The following is a 19,013-nucleotide window of genomic DNA, read 5'->3' as shown; positions in this document are numbered from 1 at the left end:
GCCATGCGCATCGGCGTTGCTGCATCGGTTATCACCCACGTATTCCTGCTGACCATTGGTTTGATCAGCCTGGGATCGCACAAACTCGAACCGCCGGCGGTCGAGTCGATTGCGGTTGATCTGGTGCCGCTGTCTGAAGTGTCGAGCATCCGTGCCGGTTCGCTCAAGAGCACTATCGTTGATACGCAGACGCCATCGGTGGTCAAGGATACCAAGCCCGCCGAGGTCGCCAAGCCGACTGGCAATACCGAAAAAGACCAGCCCAAGCCAAAGGATGCCGATACGCCGACGCCGCAGCCGGTGACCAAGACGGCGCCAGCCCCGGCGACGCGCCCGGAACCCGTGCCGGTGCCTGAACCCAAGCCGGAACCGGCTCCCGAACCAACGCCGGCCCCAACCCCGGCGCCTGCGCCCGAGCCGAAGCCGGTGCCTGCACCCACACCGGCACCCGCGCCAGAGCCGACACCTGCACCAACGCCGGACCCGGCGCCAACCCCTGATCCGGTGCTGGCGGCGACACCGACGACGCCCGAGCCGACCAATCTGGCGCCGATCCCGGTGACGCGTCCGTCCAACCTCGAAGCCAAGCGGGCCGAGTTCAAGAAGCAGCAGGAGGCTGCTGCTGCGGAAGCCAAGGCCGAACAGGCGGCGGAAGCGGCTGCTGCAGCGCAGAAAAAGAAGGACGAAGAGGCCAAGAAGCTGGCTGACGCCAAGGCCGCCGAGGCCAAGAAAGTTGCCGCCGCCGCTGCAGCCGAAAAGGCCAAACAGCAGCAGGACGCAACCAGCCAGCTCGATGCCTCGTTAGCTGACGATATTTCTGCCATTATCAACAAGGATGAAAGCACCGGCGCGACGACGGGTTCAGGCGGGGAGCCGACGCTGGGCAAGGATACCGGCACGGCGGCAACGCTGAGCCAGTCGGCGATCGATGCACTGGGTGCGCAAATCCGGCAGTGCCTGTTTACCCCGCCGGGTGCTGCGGAAGCGGGTATTGTGGTAAAAGTGGACTTTTCGATCGACGAGAGCGGCGCCGTTACTGGCACGCCGCGGGTTGTCGATCAGCCGACCGACCAGTTGACCCAGGCGTTTGCCGGGGCAGCGATCCGGGCGATCAAGGGTTGCGGGCCCTATCCGATGGCGCCCGGCCAGGACGTCCGCGTCAATTTTGACGCCAAAGACCAGTAATTGCCGCCACTCGCGGCCAAACGATGCAATGGATGAGACGATGACCCTGTTTAACCGCCGCAATGCCTTAAAGCTCGGACTTGCCACGGGCGTAACCCTGGCCGCGAGCCGGACCGCTTCGGCCCTGGTGGAAGTCAATGTGAACGGCGGCAATTTCCAGCCGCTGCCGATTGCCATTCCGAACTTTGCCTCGTCCGATCCATCGTTCGGGGCGGAAATTGCCGGCATCGTCCGCGCCGACCTGCAGAATTCGGGGCTGTTTCTGCCGCTCGATCCTGCATCGCTGCCAATCCAGGTTGGCGATGTGACCAATTCGCCCGACTTTGCCGCCTGGCGCACGATCAATGTCGACGCGCTGGTGATGGGGCAGGTTGAACGCGGCGGGCAGATCCAGTCATCAGTGCGGGTATGGGACACCCAGCAGGCGGCACAGGTGGTGGGCAAATCCTATTCGACCGATCCCAACAGCTCGCGCCGGGTTGCCCATATCATTGCCGACGCGATCTATGAATCGCTGACCGGTGGTTCGGGCTATTTCGACACGCGCGTGGTTTATGTTGCTGAAAGCGGGCCGAAGGCCAATCGCGTCAAGCGCCTGGCGATCATGGACCAGGACGGCGCCAATGCGCAGTATCTGACCGATGGACGGACGCTGGCGCTGACGCCGCGGTTTTCGCCCAACAACGACATGGTCACCTATATGAACTTTGACGAAGGCAATCCGCAGGTATTCCTGCTGCAGCTTTCGACCGGCAAGCAGCAGCAGCTGGGCTCGTTTGGCGCCATGACGTTCGCGCCGCGCTTTTCGCCCGATGGCGGCCGGATCGCATTTTCGGTGGAGGCCAATGGCTCGACCAATATCTATTCGATCGCCACTGGCGGCGGGCAGCCGACGCAGCTGACGTCGGGCGCGGCCATCGATACCGGCCCATGCTATTCGCCAGACGGCACCCGGATCATTTTCGAGAGCGACCGTGGCGGTTCGCCGCAGATCTACATGATGGGCGCCAATGGCGGCCAGCCGCAGCGCATCAGCTTTGGCCAGGGCAGCTATTCGACCCCGGTCTGGGCGCCCAAGGGCGATCTGATCGCCTTTACCCGCCAGTCTGGCGGGCAGTTCAATATCGGCATCATGAACCCGGACGGGTCGGGAGAGCGGATGCTGTACACCAGCTTCCATGCCGAAGGGCCGACCTGGGCGCCGAACGGTCGCGTCATCATGTTCTTCCAAGACCCGGGTGGCAATGACGGCCCCAAGCTGATGTCGGTGGATATCTGGGGCCGCAATGTGCAGACGATCAAGACCGAGAGCTTTGCGTCTGATCCGGCCTGGTCGGCGCTTCGCGCTTGAGGCCATTTGCCAGCTCTACTCCGGCGGCCATCTGACGCGGTTTTCTCCGCTTCCGGTACTCACGTACAAACGTACGCTGCGTTCCGGTTCTCGAAAGCCACGCCAGCTAGCTCACCGGAGCGAGCTATCAAACAGCCTCACCACCCGATGAAATCCGCTCCCCACTTAACCTTAACGTGATCGCGTTGGGCGCTGCGGCCTTTATGCAACATCACGAAAAAGCCCGGATTTCGGCCACATTGGCGCCGGAATAGGCAAACATTAACTATGTCGGAAAACCCGGTCTTAAGATTAAGCGCGGTAAATACAGTGCTTAAGATTATCGCCTTTCAGGAGCTACCCGGATGCTGACTCTCGCACCCATCACCAACGGTCTTCGCACATTTGCGCTGGTCGTTCTTCTCGTCGCAGTCGCGGCGTGTTCGCGTACTCCGGCGACCGGGGTGGGCAATCTCGGGCCGGGCGGCGGCGCGCCGGGCAGCCAGCAGGAATTCCTCGTGTCGGTCGGCGACCGCGTGTTCTTCGAAACCGACTCGTCGGCGCTTACGTCGACTGCCACAGCAACGCTGGACAAGCAGTCGGCGTGGCTGAACCAGTATTCCAACTACCGCATTCTGATCGAAGGCCATGCCGACGAACGCGGCACTCGCGAATATAATATCGCCCTGGGCGCCCGCCGCGCTTCGGTGGTGGTCAACTATCTGGTGGCCCGTGGCGTCAATGCCCAGCGTATCCAGTCCAAATCTTTCGGCAAGGAACGTCCGGTTGCGATCTGCAACGACATTTCGTGCTGGAGCCAGAACCGCCGCGCCGTCACGGTCGTTCAATAACCGAAAGCCAGGTTCCTTTATTGGGACCTGATCAATCCAGTGCAAACTGGAGGCAAGAGCGCCGGGAGCCCGAAATGGCCCCGGCGCTTTCTTTTGCCAAGATTAGACTTTATTCGGTCTGCCATAGAGACCAAAGTGCGGCCTAGCCGCAGCAGAATGGAGTTTTCGAGGTGAAGTTTTCGACGATCCGGCCCAAGGGCCGCGCTATCGCCGTGGCGCTGATGTTTGGTGTCGCCATGCCGGCCATGGCATCGGCCGCATCGGTGATGCTGCCGCCAGCCAATCTGAGCGGGCAGGTGTTGAGCGATGCCGATCCGCGCCCGATGCAGATGGCACAGACGCAGCAGGATGCTGAACTGACGGTGCGCATCCAGCAGCTCGAGGAACAGGTGCGCACGCTGAGCGGGCAGGTGGATGGTTTGACCTTCCAGTTGACCAATATGCAGACGCTGATCGACCGCATGACCCAGGACAATGAAGCGCGCTTCCAGGCACTGGAAGGCGGTGCTACGGGAAAAAATAATGCGGCAACCCAATCCGGGGGCGTGACGCCCGCCGGGGCGTTGCCGCAGGATCCGACCCCTGCCGCAGAAACCGCCGTTGCACCGACCGATATTCCCCAGCAAGGCGTCAAGCCACTGCCGGGAGAAGCCGAGATCGATCCGGGCTTTACCGACCAGGCCGGCGCACAGGTGGACGCGCTCAATGCGCCCGCAACCGGGGGGCAGCCGCTCGATCTCAATTTTGATCCGGGTGCGGTGACCACCGACAACAAGGATGCCGATGCGCAGTATGCCGCTGGCTATGACGCGATCCTGCGCGGGGACTATTTGTTCGCGGAAGACCAGTTCAGCCAGTACATCCAGCTCTATCCCGACAGCACGCAATATTCAGATGCGGCCAACTGGCTGGGTGAAGCGCTGATCCAGCGCCAGGCCTTTGACGAGGCGGCGGATATTCTGCTGACCGCGTTCCAGAAGAAGCCGGATTCGCCGCGCGCACCGGACCTGCTTCTGCGCCTGGGCATTTCGCTTTCGGGCGCCAAGGAACGCGACACCGCCTGCCGGACGTTTGCCGAAGTGACCAAGCGCTACACCAACCTGACGCCAGCGTTCCAGACCCGGCTCAAGCAGGAACAGGCCAAGGCGCAATGTCCGCCGGCCTGAGCTTGCTGGATGACACGGCGCGGCTGGAGCACTTGTTTGCCCCGGCCGCTGGCTTTGAGGCGCTGGCTTTGGCGGTTTCGGGCGGTGCCGACAGTCTGGCGCTGCTGCTGCTGGCGGCGCGCTGGGCACAAGGCCGGCAGGTCCGGCTGGCGGTTTACTCGGTTGACCATGGCTTGCGGCCGGAGGCGGCGAGCGAAGTTGCCATGGTGCTGGCGGCGGCGAGTGGGCTTGGCCTGACGGCGCGCGGGCTGACCTGGGCCGGCCCTCATAAACAGACCGGTGTGCAAGCTGCGGCGCGCGAGGCGCGGTATCAGCTGATGGGCGCGGCGATGCAGGCAGATGGCGCGACGCTATTGCTGACGGCGCATCATCTTCAGGACCAAGCCGAAACGGTGCTGATGCGGCTGGCGCATGGCAGCGGCGTTGACGGGCTGAGGGGAATGTCGAGTTTTTCCAGCGTCGAAGGCGTGCGAATTTTTCGGCCATTGCTCGACGTTGACCCGGACGAATTAAAGGCGGTGGTTGCGGCGGGTGGGCTAATGCCGGCGCAGGACCCTTCCAACACCGACACCCATTACGAACGCGTGCGCTGGCGGGCCATGTTGCCACAACTGGCAGAACTGGGGCTGACGGCCAGGCGGCTGGCCGATTTTGCAGGGCGGGCGGGGCAGGCGCAGGACGTGGTGGCGCTGAGCGCGGAACGGGCCGAGCTTGATCTGGTGACGCGTATTGATGGGGTCATGACCGTGGCGCAAGCGGGATTTGCCGAGTTGCCGCAGGCGGTTGGCGTGCTGCTGCTGTCGCGCCTGCTTGCCGAGGTTGGTGGCGGGCGGAAATCACGGGCAATCGGCAGTGTCGAGGTGGTGCAGCGGGCGCTGGTAGCGGAGACGGCGTTCCGTGGGCGGACCTTGCATGGCTGCCAAATCCGGGTGGCCAGGGGCGTCATCACGCTGGCGCCGGAGCCTGGCAGGGCCGCAAAAGCTGGCTCCGCGAAGGTGATGCAACCATTTCAAACGTGAGGGCGTATTAACCCAATGGTGTCAAAAAGGCTGGACGCAGCACCCAAAGGGCCGCAGGGCTTGCCCTTGTAACGCCTCTTTGCGGGACATACATTGCCCACACTAACCGGCGTTTCCTTGCGCCGGACATCCGGGACAGGATTGATGAACGGAAATTTCCGCAACTTTGCCATCTGGCTCGTCATACTTTTCATGCTGATGGGCCTGTTCCAGGTCTTCCAGTCGTCGACACGGGCCGTTTCGGTTGCCGACAAGACCTATAGCCAGTTCATCAGCGATGTGGACGCGGGCAAGGTCGCCAGCGTGGTGATCACCGACAACGTGGTTTCGGGCGTGATGCTCGACAATAGTTCCCAGTTTCAGGTCACGATTCCCCAGGGCGCTGACCTGATCAGCCGCCTTGAAGCCAAGAAGGTGTCGATCACCGCCCGTGCGCCGGAATCGAGCCCGTTCTGGTCGATCCTGCTCAGCTCCTGGCTGCCGTTCATCGTTATCATTGGCGTGTGGTTTTTCTTCATACGCCAGATGCAGGGCGGTGGCCGTGGCGGCGCGATGGGCTTTGGCAAGTCGCGCGCCAAGCTGCTTACGGAAACGCATGGCAAGGTGACCTTCGAAGACGTCGCCGGCGTCGATGAGGCCAAGCAAGACCTCGAAGAAATCGTCGAATTCCTGCGTGACCCCGGCAAGTTTCAGCGGCTGGGCGGGCGGATTCCGCGCGGTGTGCTGCTGGTTGGCCCTCCTGGTACCGGTAAGACGCTGCTGGCCCGTTCGGTGGCTGGTGAAGCTAACGTGCCGTTCTTTACGATTTCGGGTTCGGACTTCGTGGAAATGTTCGTCGGCGTGGGCGCTTCGCGTGTCCGCGACATGTTCGAGCAGGCCAAGAAGAATGCGCCCTGCATCATCTTTATCGACGAAATCGACGCCGTCGGTCGCCAGCGTGGTGCCGGCCTGGGTGGCGGTAACGACGAACGCGAGCAGACGCTCAACCAGTTGCTGGTGGAGATGGACGGGTTTGAAGCCAATGAAGGCATCATCCTGATCGCGGCGACCAACCGTCCCGACGTGCTGGATCCGGCTTTGCTGCGTCCGGGTCGCTTCGACCGTCAGGTCGTGGTGCCGAACCCTGACGTGTCGGGCCGCGAAAAGGTTCTCAAGGTACACGTCCGTAAGGTGCCGCTGGCCCCAGATGTGGATCTGAAGACTTTGGCACGGGGCACTCCGGGTTTCTCGGGCGCTGACCTGATGAACCTGGTCAACGAAGCGGCTTTGCTGGCGGCGCGCCGCAACAAGCGGTTCGTGACCCATGCCGAGTTCGAAGATGCCAAGGACAAGATCATGATGGGCGCCGAGCGCCGCACCATGGCGATGTCCGAGGACGAAAAGAAGCTGACTGCCTATCACGAAGCTGGCCATGCCATCATCGCGCTTAAGGTTGCCGGTATCGATCCGATCCACAAGGCCACCATCATTCCGCGTGGTCGGGCGCTGGGCATGGTGATGACCCTGCCGGAAAGCGACAGCTATTCGTTCAGCCACGAAAAGGCGCTGGCCCGGATGACCATGCTGTTTGGTGGCCGCGAAGCCGAAATCTACAAGTTCGGCCCCGAAAAGGTGACCAGCGGCGCTTCGGGCGATATCCAGATGGCAACCAGTCTGGCCCGCTCCATGATCATGGAATGGGGCATGTCCGAACGGCTGGGGCGCGTGCGCTACAAATCGAGCGAGCAGGAAGTGTTCATCGGTCATTCGATGACCCAGTCCAACAATATGTCGGACGACACGGCCAAGCTGATCGACGAGGAAGTGCGCAAGCTGATCGAAGAGGGCGAAAAGTCGGCCCGCGACATCATCATGAACAACCTTGACCAGTTCGAAGCCGTGGCGCAGGCGCTACTTGAATATGAGACGCTGACCGGCGACGAACTGCGCGCCTTGATGGATGGCAAGCAGCCGATCCGTCCGGACGACGGCGAGGGCGGTACGCCCAAGGCCAGCGGTGTTCCTTCGGCCGGCAAAGCGGGCAAGAAACGTCCCGAGGCGCCACCGGAAGGCGGCATGGAGCCGCAGCCGGGTAACTAAGAGTTTGCAAGAACCCGGGGCCGCCAGTTTGGCGGCCCTTTTTTATTGAGGCGACGGGGCGGCACGCCTATAACTTCGCGCAAAGTGCGCCGAAACGGGCGCCAAGACCCGCGCGTAAACGCGGCGTCCTGTCGTGATGACCGGGCGGCATGAAAAGGCAATTTGCATGGGCAGGAAATATTTCGGCACTGACGGTATTCGCGGGCCGGCCAATGGCGCAAAGCTCACCCCCGAACTGGCACTGAAGATAGGCATGGCCGCCGGCCAGAAATTCGTGCGCGGCGATCATCGCAATCGGGTGGTGATTGGCAAGGATACGCGCCGTTCGGGCTATATGCTGGAGACGGCGCTGACGGCAGGTTTTACCGCAGTGGGCATGGACGTCTATCAGCTCGGGCCGATGCCGACCCCGGCGGTTGCCATGCTGACGCGATCGCTGCGGGCTGATCTCGGGGTGATGATTTCGGCCTCGCACAATCCCTATGAAGACAATGGCATCAAGCTGTTCCGACCCGATGGCTACAAGCTCAGCGATGAGCTGGAGCTGGAAATCGAGGCGATGATCGATAGCGACATGACCCGGTTCCTGGCGCATGGCCGCGATATCGGGCGGGCGCATCGCGACGAGGACGCCAGCACGCGCTATATCGAATATGCCAAGCGGACGCTGCCGCGGAACATCGACATGGCCGGCCTGCGCGTGGTGCTCGATTGTGCCAATGGCGCGGCCTACAAGGTTGCCCCGGTGGCATTGTGGGAACTGGGCGCCGAGGTGTTTACCATCGGCAACACGCCCGACGGCTTCAACATCAATGAAAAGGTCGGATCGACCGCCCCGGAGGCGGTGGCCGCCAAGGTCAAGGAAGTGCGCGCCGATATCGGTATTGCACTCGATGGCGACGCCGATCGGGTGATCATCGTCGACGAAAAGGGCAATGTGGTCGATGGGGACCAGTTCATGGCGGTGATCGCCCAGAGCTGGCTGCAGCGCCAGATGCTGGTTGGCGGCGGCATTGTTGCGACGGTGATGTCCAATCTGGGGCTGGAGCGCTATCTCGGCTCGATCGGGTTGACGCTGGAGCGCACGCAGGTGGGTGATCGCTACGTGCTTGAAGCGATGCGCAACAAGGGTTTCAACGTCGGTGGCGAGCAATCGGGCCATATCATCCTGTCGGATTTCACCACGACGGGCGATGGCCTGGTAGCGGCGCTGCAACTGCTGGCGGTGCTGAAACAGGAAGAGCGGCCGATTTCGGAAATCTGCGCGCGCTTTGACAAGGTGCCGCAATTGCTGCGCAGCGTGAAGTTCAAGTCGGGCAAGCCGCTGGAAAACAAACTGGTCAAGCAGGCCATTGCTGACGGTACGGCGCGGCTGGGCGCTGGCGGGCGGCTGGTGATCCGCGAGTCGGGCACCGAGCCGGTGATCCGGGTGATGGGCGAGGCCGATGATGCAGCGCTGGTGACAGCGGTGGTGGGCGATATCGAAGCGGCGATCAAAGACGTCGCCTGATCCTGGTTGCAGAAAACGGACCGTCCGGTTGTCGCGCGGTGACGGCCGGACCTTTATTTTTGATTAAGGCCGAGTTGCTTGGCACCAATTGTGATGCGCCCTCGGTTTGCTCAATAGTTTCAATAACGGCACGGAGTTAGGGTTAAGTCTTTAGGTTAAGTGAGATTTAAGAAAGTTGTCCGATATTGAAGGTCAATCGACTGGTGTCGTGGCAATTTTGAAGGAACGTCTCATGCGCAAGCTCATCGCTGCGATCCTGGTGGCAGGAGCCGCCGCATTCGCTGGCCCAACCATGGCCGCGGATTTTCCTGAATATCCTCCGGTCATCCAGGTTCCGGACGTCGACTACGGTGTGCAGGGCGCGTTCTACCTGCGCGGCAGCGCCGCCGGCAACGCATTGTGGTCCAAGGAAATCGTCGGCTACGATTGCGCCTGTACGGCAATTACGCTTCCGGTCAACACGCTGGGCTACGGCTACAGCGTCGGTGCAGGCTTCGGCTATGAAACCGGCACTGGTCTGCGTTTTGATGCCACACTCGATCTGATCAACAATAACGGCGCGTCGATCACCAAGACTGCCCCGGGCGTTGCCGGCGTTTATTCGCTGAACCTGCGCTCCACTATCGCGCTGGCCAACGTCTACTACGACTTCTCCTTCGGTGGCAGCGGCTATGGCGCGGGCTACTCGGCCGCAGGCGGCGCCTTCGGTTATGTTGGTGCCGGTATCGGTGGCGCGTATAACGAAGTGACCATCAGTGCTCCGGTGGCCAACCCGATTACTGGCGGCAACAACTACACACTCGCGGCCGCAGGCATGGTTGGCGTTGGCTACGATTTCGGCAAGTTCACCGCCGATCTGGGCTATCGCGCGATCTACCTTGCGAGCATCTCCAACAGCCAGCCTGTGCCGATGGGCTTCACCTCATCGAATAACTGGATCCACGAAATCCGCACCTCGCTGCGCTACCGCATCAACTAAGCGGTTCGGCCAGACACCACAATAAACGGCGTCCTTCGGGGCGCCGTTTTTCTTTGTCGTGCTGGACGTCCGGGTTGCGCCGGGGCAGAAGTGTGGCTGCGATCGATTGAGGAGCCGATATGCACATTCTGATCATCGGGGCGGGCGGCATGGTTGGCCGCAAGCTGACGACCGCGCTGCTGGCGTCGGGGAAACTTTCGGGGCAGGCGATCACCAGGCTGACACTGGCAGACGTGTTTGCGCCTGAGGCGCCGGGTGGCTCGATAGTCTCGACTGTTGTGGCCGCAGACCTGTCGCAGCCTGGCGCGGCCAAACAATTGGTGGCCGATCGCCCGGACGTGATCTTCCATCTGGCCGCGATCGTTTCGGGCGAGGCTGAGGCGGATTTCGAGAAGGGTTACCGGATCAATCTCGACGGCAGCCGGCTGCTGTTTGAGGCGATCCGGCTGGCGAGCGCAACGGAGCGGTATTATCCTCGGGTAGTGTTTACCTCGTCCATCGCAGTGTTTGGGGAGCCACTGCCGGGGGTAATCGGCGATACGCATGAGCGCACACCGCTGACCAGCTACGGCACGCAGAAGGCGATCTGTGAATTGCTGCTGGCGGATTACTCGCGGCGCGGGTTTTTTGATGGCGTGGGGATTCGATTGCCCACCATTGCGGTGCGTCCGGGCAAGCCGAACAAGGCGGCCTCGGGGTTTTTCTCGGGGATTATCCGTGAACCGCTGGCGGGCATGGCGGCGATCCTGCCGGTGGCCGATAGCGTGCGGCACTGGTTTGCCAGCCCGCGCGCGGCTGTCGGGTTCCTGATCCACGCCGCCGAGATCGACACCACGCTGCTGGACAACCGGCGGTCGCTGTCGATGCCGGGGCTGGCAGCGACGGTGGGCGAACAGATTGCGGCATTGGAGCGGGTGGCCGGACCGAAGGCCGTGGCGCTGATCAAGCGGGAGGCCAACCAGACGATTATCGATATCGTCGCCGGCTGGCCGCAGGCGTTCGATGCGCAGCGCGCCTACGGACTAGGATTTCGAGGTGAGCAGAGCTTCGATGAGATCATCCGCATCCATATTGAGGATGAATTGGGCGGCAAGATCGGCGGCTAGCACCAAACGCCACGGCCCCGGTTTGGGAAAACCGGGGCCGTGGCGCACGCCTGATGGGCAAGTGGTGCTAAAAGATCGCCAGATATTTCAGCATCGACACGATGCCGATGACGATGACAATGATCTGCAGGATTTGACGGATGCGCGCCTCGATGGGGAGGCGCTGCACGAGCCAGAGAATGAGGACGATCACCAAGAAGGTGATCAGGATGCTGATTAGGACTGACGCTCCCATGAGGGCTCTCCGTTAACGCGCGTATTGCGCATGTACACAACGCCGTGAACGACGCTTCGTTGCGTCAGGACAGTGAGGCTGCGTTCGCCAGACTGACGTGAGGCTGGCCGCGTGCTGCGCCGATCAGGGCGCCGAGGCGGTGGAAATCGGGCTTGCGCGGGGAGGTGGTTCGCCAGGCCAGACCAAGGGTGCGGCTCGGCTCCGGATCGGCAAAGCGTACGATATTGAGCTGGCCGCTGGCGGTCTCCACATCCAGACAAATTTCCGGCAGCAGGGTCAGCCCCAGCCCGTTGGCAACCATTTGCACGATCGTGGACAGCGACGACACACCGAAGGTGTCGATATTTTCGACGCGCCGCAGGTTGCAATAGGTCAGCGCCTGATCGCGCATGCAGTGCCCCTCTTCAAGCAGCAGCAATTTATCCTGTTTGAAGATATCGGGCGTGGCGCGCACCTGGCTGTCGATCTGCCGGGAAGCGGGCAAAGCCAGCAGGAATCGATCCTCAAACAGCGTCAGCGTTTCAATTTCGGGGTCCTCCAGAGGGAGGGCAACGAGCATGACATCGAGAACGCCTTCCAGCAGTTCGCGTTGCAACTGGCGGGTCTGGGTTTCGCGCACCTGCAATTCGAGCGTCGGGAAATGGCGATGCAATTCCGGCAGCAGGCGCGGCAGCAGATAGGGGGCCACGGAGGGAATAATGCCAAATTGCAGCCGCCCGGTCAGTTCGCCGCCGCGATGCTGTCCGAAATGGGTCAGATCGAGGACATCGGCGAGAATGCGGGCGGCGCGCTGGGCGACTTCGACGCCCGCCGGGGTGAGCCGCATGCCGGAACGCCGGCGTTCGATCAGGCTCAGGCCCAGCGCGCGCTCAAGCTCCTGGATCTGCATCGACAGAGCCGGTTGGCTGACGGCAACGGTTTCAGCCGCACGGCCGAAATGACCGGTGCGGGCAATGGCGTCGAAGTAGCGAAGCTGCTTGAGTGAAACCATGAATCTTCCATGATCAGTTTTTCTTATCGATAGTGACAGATAATACGATTTGATCCAATCGTGAAGCGCGCTGTAAAGTGGGGCAAGCAGCAAGGATTGTTGAGATGACCGATAAGCCGACGATGACGACCACCAGCGGCGCCCCCGTGGGCGACAACCAGAATTCCTTGAGCGCGGGCGCGCACGGCCCGCTGCTGCTGCAGGATTTCCAGCTGCTGGAAAAGCTGGCTCACCAGAATCGCGAGCGTATTCCGGAGCGCACGGTACACGCCAAGGGCTCAGCGGCGTATGGCGTGTTGCGTATCACGGGCGATATTTCGCGCTTCACTACCGCTGATGCATTGCAGCCCGGGCGCAGCACCGAAACCTTCCTGCGGTTCTCGACCGTCGCGGGTGAACGGGGCGCCGCTGACGCAGAGCGCGACGTGCGGGGTTTTGCGCTGCGTATGTATACGGGCCAGGGCAACTGGGACATCGTGGGCAATAATACGCCGGTGTTTTTCGTCCGCGACCCGCTGAAATTCCCCGACTTCATCCACACCCAGAAGCGTCACCCGAAAACCAATATGCGGTCGCCAACGGCGATGTGGGATTTCTGGTCGCAGTCGCCAGAAAGCCTGCATCAGGTGACCATCCTGATGTCGGATCGTGGCCTGCCGCAGAGCTATCGCCATATCGATGGCTTTGGTTCACACACCTATTCGTTCATCAATGCTGCCAACCAGCGCTTCTGGGTCAAGTTCCACTTCAAGACCAGGCAGGGCATTGCCAACTGGACCAATGCCGAAGGCGCCAATGTGATCGCGGCCGACCGCGAGTCGCATCAGCGTGATCTGTTCGAGGCGATCGAACAGGGCAACTTCCCGAAATGGACGTTCAGCGTGCAGGTGATGCCGGAGGCGGACGCCGACAAGCACTGGTACAACCCGTTCGATCTGACCAAGGTATGGCCGCATGCCGATTACCCACTGATCGAAGTAGGCGAACTGGAGTTGAACAGAAACCCGGAAAACTACTTCGCCGAAGTAGAGCAGGCGGCACTGAGCCCGGCCAATGTGGTGCCCGGGATCGGCCATTCGCCCGACAAGATGTTGCAGGCGCGCGTGTTTTCCTATGGCGACGCGCATCGTTATCGGGTGGGCATCAACAGCCACCAATTGCCGGTAAACAAGCCGCGCACCGCCGTTCACACCTATAATGCCGACGGTGCGATGAGCGCTGGCGGACACTCCAATCCGGATGCCTATTACGAACCCAACAGCTTTGGCGGGGCCACTGACAACGCCAAGTTTGTTGAGCCACCGCTGGCGCTGTCCGGCGATGCGGCGCGCTACAACCACCGCATCGGCAATGATGATTACCGCCAGCCGGGCGATCTGTTCCGGCTAATGTCGGCAGATCAGCAGCGCCAGTTGATGGACAATATCGCGGCGGCGATGGATGGGGTGCCCGTGTTCATCATCAAGCGGCAGGTCGAGCACTTCTATCGCTGCGATCCGGCCTATGGCCTGGGCATTGCCAGCCGCATGAAGGTGTCGCTCGACCCGGTTGCAGCGGCGGAATAATCGACGCAGGCGGCGCGCCCACAGCGCGCCGCCTGTCTATCGCCCATTGGGCGCTAGCACTTCGCAGCGAACTTCTTGAATGCAGCAAAATCTGCGGGCCGTGGCGTCAGGTCGAAGGTTTGCCCGACCACAACAAGCTGGATGGGTCCCGGCTTGGTGGCCGCGGCGAGTTTTTTGATCAGTTCACCGTCGCCATCGCTGAAATCAAGGGTGAGGTCCCAGGCTCCGTTCATGGCATCGGCTTCAAGCTTGAAGGCCCAGATTGGGGCGGGAATGGCGGTGGTGCCAAAAACGAGGTGCGCGGCAGCGTCGTCGCCAAAAGGATTGAAGTCCACCAATGCCTTGGCGGCGGTGGCGTTCTTGTCGTCCGAGATGATCATCAGAGAGGTGCCGATGCTGGCGTCGCCTTCATCGTGAGCACAGACGAGGCGCAGCCCCAAGTCTTCGGCATTGCTGATATCTTCATAAAAGAAATTGAGTGAATGGCCGTCTTCGCCCGGCGCGATCGCCCAGTTGGCTGGTTCAGCCAAGGTTGGGGCAGCGGTGGCGAGCGTTATTCCTAAAGCATAGACCAAGTGACGCGGAAAACTGTTCATTGTGCGGTGCCTCTCGACTGAGCCAGTTAGCTGGCCTGCAGGCGGATATTACCGTTCATGAAGTAGCGGTCAAATAATGGACTTGTTGCAGCGCCAATGGCGCGGGCATTGCCGCCGACGGAGCCGGCCTCAATTTGCGGGGCGATGAGGCCGCGCATGTCCTGATTGGTGAGATAGCGGCGGGTTCGCTCGACCAGCGCGTGCTTGACGGCGTCGGGGAAAGCCCCGTCGATGACGATGGCTTCGAAATCGATCACGGCGCAGACCGACAGACTGGCTTTGGCCAGTTCCTGTGCGGTCTGGCCAAGCCAGGGTTCGACGAAGCGCATATATTCGCTCCAGTCTTGCGGATGGGTCCACAGATGGCGCGGGTCGAGGCCGAATTCGGCGAGGCGCGCTTCGAGCAGGTGGATCGAGGCGGTGTCGATCAATTGCTGACTTTCGCCATGGGGGCCAAAGCTGCGCAGCGAACCCAGCGCGCCGGCATTGCCGCGATGGCCCTGATAGACGGAGTGGTTGAGCACGATGCCGCCACCGATAAAGGCGCCAACGAAGAAATAGGCGTAATCACGAAATTCCTTGCCGCGGCCATAGATATGCTCGGCCTGGCAACCCGCCGTTGCGTCATTGACGACGCTGACTGGCAGGCCGGTGAATTTGGCCAGTTCCTTGCGGAAATCGACGTTTTTCCAGGAGGCGAATTCCTCGGCCGGGGCGCCAACCAGTTCGCTCCATTTCCACAGCTCGAACGGGGTAGCGATGCCGATGCCGCAGATGCGCTGGCGTTCGGCGTCGGTGGCCTTGGCGAGGATCGTCGCCATTCCGTCTTCCAGAAAGCGGAAGATCGGGGCGGGCATCGGGTATTTGTAGGTGAGCTGCAATTCTTCGCGCACGATGCCGCGAAAGTCGGTGAGCAGCAGCACGGCGCTGCGGCGGCCGATCTTGTAGCCGAAGGATAGAACACCACCATCGGCCAGGCTCATCGGCACGGATGGCTTGCCGACCTTGCCCTTGATTGGCGTGCCTTTGACCAACAGGCCTTCGCCTTCCATTTCGCGCAGGATGATGGAAACCGTCTGCGGGGAAAGGCCCGCCATGCGCGCCAGATCGCTGCCGGCGGTGGGGCCGTTGCGTTGCAGCAGGGTCAGCAGCAGGCGCTCATTGTAGTCGCGCACGCCACTCTGGTTCACGCCGCTACTGAGGCTTCGGATTTTTACGGTGTCCATGGCGGCACCATAGTTGCAGGTTTGCCGGGGCGGAAGATGGTCCGGCGTGGATAAATAAATAAATTAGATTTATATATTGACGGGGGCTGGGAAGTTGAGACACCATGGTCTGGTTAAACAAGGGGCCAGACGCTGACGGAACAGGGAGGAGCCCATTCCGCAGCCAGCCTCAGGGAGAGACATCATGAAGAAGCTGCTACTGGGCACTGCCCTGTGTTTTGCTGCCCTGTCGAGCGTGGCGATGGCCGCCGACGTCAGCGCGTGCCTGATCACCAAGACCGATACCAACCCCTTCTTCGTGAAAATGAAGGAAGGTGCCGAAGCCAAGGCCAAGGAACTCGGCGTGACTTTGAAGTCCTATGCCGGCAAGATCGACGGCGACCACGAAACCCAGGTTGCCGCTATCGAAACCTGTATTGCCGACGGCGCCAAGGGCATCCTGATCACCGCTTCGGACACCTCGGCCATCGTCCAGTCGGTCAAGAAGGCCCGCGATGCCGGCCTGCTGGTGATTGCTCTTGATACCCCGCTCAGCCCGGCTGACGCCGCCGATGCGACCTTTGCCACCGACAACTTCATCGCTGGTGAACTGATCGGCAAATGGGCTGCCGGCAAGCTGGGCGCCGATGCTGCAACTGCCAAGATCGGCATGCTGGATCTGGCCGTCAGCCAGCCGACGGTGGACGTGTTGCGCGACCAGGGTTTCCTCAAGGGCTTCGGAATCGATCTGGGTGACCCGGCCAAGTGGGGCGATGAAAGCGATCCGCGCATTGTTGGTCACGACATCACGGCCGGTAATGAAGAAGGCGGCCGCAAGGCGATGGAAAACCTCCTGGCCAAGGACCCGACCATCAACGTCGTCTATACCATCAACGAACCAGCCGCTGCCGGCGCCTATGAAGCGCTGAAGTCGATCGGCCGCGAAAAGGACGTGACCATCGTTTCCGTTGACGGCGGTTGCCCGGGCGTGGCCAACGTCAAGGACGGCGTCATCGGCGCGACCTCGCAGCAGTATCCGCTGCAGATGGCAGCGCTTGGCGTGGAGGCGATCAAGACCTGGGCCGATAGCGGCACCAAGCCTACCCCGACCGAAGGCAAGGACTTCTTCGATACTGGCGTGAAGCTGATCACCGACGCCCCGGTTGCCGGCGTTGACTCCATCGACGCCGCCGAAGGCGCCAAGCTCTGCTGGGGCTAAGCATTCGCTAGCCGGAAATTGGATTGGAGGGGCGGACATCACGTTCGCCCCTTCTCCAGTGTAATGTGGGTGGCGGAGGACATGGCCATGACAAACGAATCTGAATTGGAAACTGCGCCCGCTGCGCGCGTGGAATCTGTTGCCATATTTGATACAGGCCCGTCCGGCCTGATGTCGCGTTTGCAGCACGCCCTGCACGGAACGCCGTCATTGGTGCCGCTGATCGTACTGGTGGCGTCGATCGCGGTGTTTGGTGCGCTGCTGGGATCGAAGTTCTTTTCCTCATTCGCGCTGACGCTGATCCTGCAGCAGGTGGCGATTGTCGGTATCGTTGGAGCGGCGCAATCGCTGGTGATCCTGACCGCCGGTATTGACCTGTCGGTGGGCGCCATCATGGTGCTGAGTTCAGTGGTGATGGGCCAGTTCACCTTCCGCTACGGCATACCGCCGGGGATTTCGATCGTGATCGGACTCGCCTGCGGGGCGTTTGTCGGGTTCGTCAATGGCTGGCTGATTGCCATGGTCAAGCTGCCGCCGTTTATCGTGACGCTGGGTGTGTGGCAGATCGCGCTGGCGACCAATTTCCTCTATTCGGGCAACGAAACCATCCGCGCCCAGGACATTGAAACGCAGGCGCCGATCCTGCAGTTTTTTGGCGAGACCGTGAGTTTTGGCGGCGCGGTATTCACCTATGGCGTGTTCTTTTTCGTGCTGCTGGTAGCGCTGCTGGCCTATGTTTTGCGCCACACCGCCTGGGGGCGGCATGTTTATGCCGTGGGCGATGATCTTGATGCGGCGGAGCTGTCGGGCGTCAACACCAAGCGCATCCTGATCTCGGTCTATGTGCTTTCGGGCCTGATCTGCGCCTTTGCCGGCTGGGCGCTGATCGGGCGCATCGGTTCGGTGTCGCCGACCTCGGGCCAGTCGGCCAATATCGAAAGCATCACCGCCGTGGTGATCGGCGGCATCTCGCTGTTTGGCGGACGTGGCTCGATCCTGGGCATGCTGTTCGGCGCGCTGATCGTGGGCGTGTTCTCGCTGGGGCTACGCCTGATGGGCGCGGATGCGCAGTGGACCTATTTGCTCATCGGCGCGCTGATCATTGCAGCCGTGGCGGTTGACCAGTGGATCAGAAAGGTATCGGCATAATGGAACCCATCCTCAAGGCGCGCAACCTTTCCAAGCGCTATGGTCGCGTGACGGCACTCGACAACTGCGATTTCGATCTGATGCCGGGAGAAATCCTGGCGGTGATCGGGGATAATGGCGCGGGCAAGTCCTCGCTGATCAAGGCGATATCGGGGGCCATAACGCCAGACAGCGGCGATATTTTTCTCGAGGGGCAGAAGGTGAATTTCACTTCGCCGATCGATGGTCGCAATGCCGGGATCGAGACCGTCTACCAGACGCTTGCCATGTCGCCGGCGCTGTCGATTGCCGACAACATGTTCATGGGCCGCGAATTGCGCAAGCCGGGATTCATGGGCAATGTGTTGCGGCAGCTCGACCGGCCGCGCATGGAAAAGATTGCTCGCGAAAAGCTCAACGATCTGGGACTGATGACGATCCAGAACATCAACCAGACCGTGGAAACCCTGTCGGGTGGCCAGCGGCAGGGCGTGGCGGTGGCGCGGGCTGCAGCGTTCGGGTCCAAGGTGATTATCCTTGATGAACCGACTGCGGCGCTCGGCGTCAAGGAATCGCGCCGTGTGCTGGAACTGATCCAGGATGTGCGGGCGCGCGGCATTCCGATCATCCTGATCAGCCACAATATGCCGCATGTGTTCGAAGTGGCCGACCGCATTCATGTGCATCGGCTGGGCCGGCGGCTTTGCGTCATCGACCCCAAGGACTATACCATGTCGGACGCAGTGGCGTTCATGACTGGCGCCAAGAATGCGCCCGGAGCGACAGTGGCGGCATAACCTCCTCCCGGAGGCGGGAAGCGGCTGGGTCCGATGCTGTCGGACCCAGCCG

Annotated in this window: 17 protein-coding genes; 13 read left to right on the top strand and 4 right to left on the bottom strand. The window is 61.5% G+C overall.

Annotation, left to right across the window (positions count from 1 at the left end; all coding sequences use genetic code 11):
* Window positions 1-3: 3 nt before the first annotated feature.
* From ABIT12_RS12320 to denD, 9 genes are all read left to right on the top strand, one after another.
* Complete coding sequence (locus ABIT12_RS12320) at window positions 4-1,185, top strand: hypothetical protein (protein WP_348042158.1); 1,182 nt, start codon at window positions 4-6, stop codon at window positions 1,183-1,185.
* Window positions 1,186-1,225: 40 nt separating this feature from the next.
* A complete protein-coding gene (gene tolB, locus ABIT12_RS12315; protein WP_348042157.1) occupies window positions 1,226-2,536 on the top strand; it encodes a Tol-Pal system beta propeller repeat protein TolB in 1,311 nt (436 codons plus the stop codon).
* A gap of 344 nt (window positions 2,537-2,880) precedes the next feature.
* Window positions 2,881-3,366: a peptidoglycan-associated lipoprotein Pal gene (gene pal, locus ABIT12_RS12310; RefSeq protein ID WP_348042156.1), complete on the top strand. Its 486-nt coding sequence runs from the start codon at window positions 2,881-2,883 to the stop codon at window positions 3,364-3,366.
* Between the two features lie 170 nt (window positions 3,367-3,536).
* Window positions 3,537-4,532, top strand: a complete 996-nt coding sequence (gene ybgF / locus ABIT12_RS12305; protein ID WP_348042155.1) for a tol-pal system protein YbgF — start codon at window positions 3,537-3,539, stop codon at window positions 4,530-4,532.
* Window positions 4,517-5,551 (top strand): tRNA lysidine(34) synthetase TilS, encoded by a 1,035-nt coding sequence (gene tilS, locus ABIT12_RS12300; RefSeq protein ID WP_348042154.1) that lies wholly within the window; start codon window positions 4,517-4,519, stop codon window positions 5,549-5,551. The genes ybgF and tilS overlap by 16 nt, the downstream gene beginning before the upstream one ends.
* A 144-nt stretch (window positions 5,552-5,695) precedes the next feature.
* Complete coding sequence (gene ftsH / locus ABIT12_RS12295) at window positions 5,696-7,630, top strand: ATP-dependent zinc metalloprotease FtsH (RefSeq protein ID WP_348042153.1); 1,935 nt, start codon at window positions 5,696-5,698, stop codon at window positions 7,628-7,630.
* 166 nt (window positions 7,631-7,796) lie between these two features.
* Window positions 7,797-9,140: a phosphoglucosamine mutase gene (gene glmM, locus ABIT12_RS12290; RefSeq protein WP_348042152.1), complete on the top strand. Its 1,344-nt coding sequence runs from the start codon at window positions 7,797-7,799 to the stop codon at window positions 9,138-9,140.
* 232 nt (window positions 9,141-9,372) lie between these two features.
* Entirely contained in the window at window positions 9,373-10,119 is a 747-nt protein-coding gene (locus ABIT12_RS12285) for a hypothetical protein (RefSeq protein ID WP_348042151.1), read from the top strand.
* 119 nt (window positions 10,120-10,238) lie between these two features.
* On the top strand, window positions 10,239-11,225 hold the full coding sequence (denD, locus tag ABIT12_RS12280) for a D-erythronate dehydrogenase (protein WP_348042150.1): 987 nt from the start codon (window positions 10,239-10,241) through the stop codon (window positions 11,223-11,225).
* A 67-nt stretch (window positions 11,226-11,292) separates the two neighbouring features.
* Here denD and ABIT12_RS12275 read toward each other — a convergent pair whose 3' ends face one another.
* Both ABIT12_RS12275 and ABIT12_RS12270 read right to left on the bottom strand, forming a co-directional pair.
* Window positions 11,293-11,460 (bottom strand): Thivi_2564 family membrane protein, encoded by a 168-nt coding sequence (locus ABIT12_RS12275; RefSeq protein ID WP_348042149.1) that lies wholly within the window; start codon window positions 11,458-11,460, stop codon window positions 11,293-11,295.
* A 64-nt stretch (window positions 11,461-11,524) separates the two neighbouring features.
* A complete protein-coding gene (locus ABIT12_RS12270) occupies window positions 11,525-12,451 on the bottom strand; it encodes a LysR substrate-binding domain-containing protein (RefSeq protein ID WP_348042148.1) in 927 nt (308 codons plus the stop codon).
* 104 nt (window positions 12,452-12,555) lie between these two features.
* Between ABIT12_RS12270 and ABIT12_RS12265 the strand changes: the two genes are divergently transcribed.
* On the top strand, window positions 12,556-14,016 hold the full coding sequence (locus tag ABIT12_RS12265) for a catalase (protein ID WP_348042147.1): 1,461 nt from the start codon (window positions 12,556-12,558) through the stop codon (window positions 14,014-14,016).
* 53 nt (window positions 14,017-14,069) lie between these two features.
* Here the strand turns inward: ABIT12_RS12265 and ABIT12_RS12260 are convergent, their stop codons facing one another.
* Window positions 14,070-14,612 (bottom strand): hypothetical protein, encoded by a 543-nt coding sequence (locus ABIT12_RS12260; RefSeq protein WP_348042146.1) that lies wholly within the window; start codon window positions 14,610-14,612, stop codon window positions 14,070-14,072.
* A 26-nt stretch (window positions 14,613-14,638) separates the two neighbouring features.
* On the bottom strand, window positions 14,639-15,838 hold the full coding sequence (locus ABIT12_RS12255) for an ROK family transcriptional regulator (protein ID WP_348042145.1): 1,200 nt from the start codon (window positions 15,836-15,838) through the stop codon (window positions 14,639-14,641).
* A 184-nt stretch (window positions 15,839-16,022) separates the two neighbouring features.
* Between ABIT12_RS12255 and ABIT12_RS12250 the strand changes: the two genes are divergently transcribed.
* The 3 genes from ABIT12_RS12250 (at window position 16,023) to ABIT12_RS12240 (ending at window position 18,961) form a co-directional block, all read left to right on the top strand.
* The gene (locus tag ABIT12_RS12250) at window positions 16,023-17,036 is read left to right on the top strand and encodes a sugar ABC transporter substrate-binding protein (RefSeq protein WP_348042144.1); all 1,014 of its coding nucleotides are present in this window, start codon (window positions 16,023-16,025) and stop codon (window positions 17,034-17,036) included.
* Between the two features lie 87 nt (window positions 17,037-17,123).
* The gene (locus tag ABIT12_RS12245; RefSeq protein WP_348042143.1) at window positions 17,124-18,185 is read left to right on the top strand and encodes an ABC transporter permease; all 1,062 of its coding nucleotides are present in this window, start codon (window positions 17,124-17,126) and stop codon (window positions 18,183-18,185) included.
* Window positions 18,185-18,961: an ATP-binding cassette domain-containing protein gene (locus ABIT12_RS12240; protein ID WP_348042142.1), complete on the top strand. Its 777-nt coding sequence runs from the start codon at window positions 18,185-18,187 to the stop codon at window positions 18,959-18,961. Before ABIT12_RS12245 ends, ABIT12_RS12240 begins: the two co-directional genes overlap by 1 nt.
* The last annotated feature ends 52 nt before the right edge of the window (window positions 18,962-19,013 follow it).

Source organism: Devosia sp., assembly GCF_039927955.1.
GTDB lineage: Bacteria > Pseudomonadota > Alphaproteobacteria > Rhizobiales > Devosiaceae > Devosia.
This window is presented reverse-complemented; position numbering and strand designations above follow the sequence as displayed.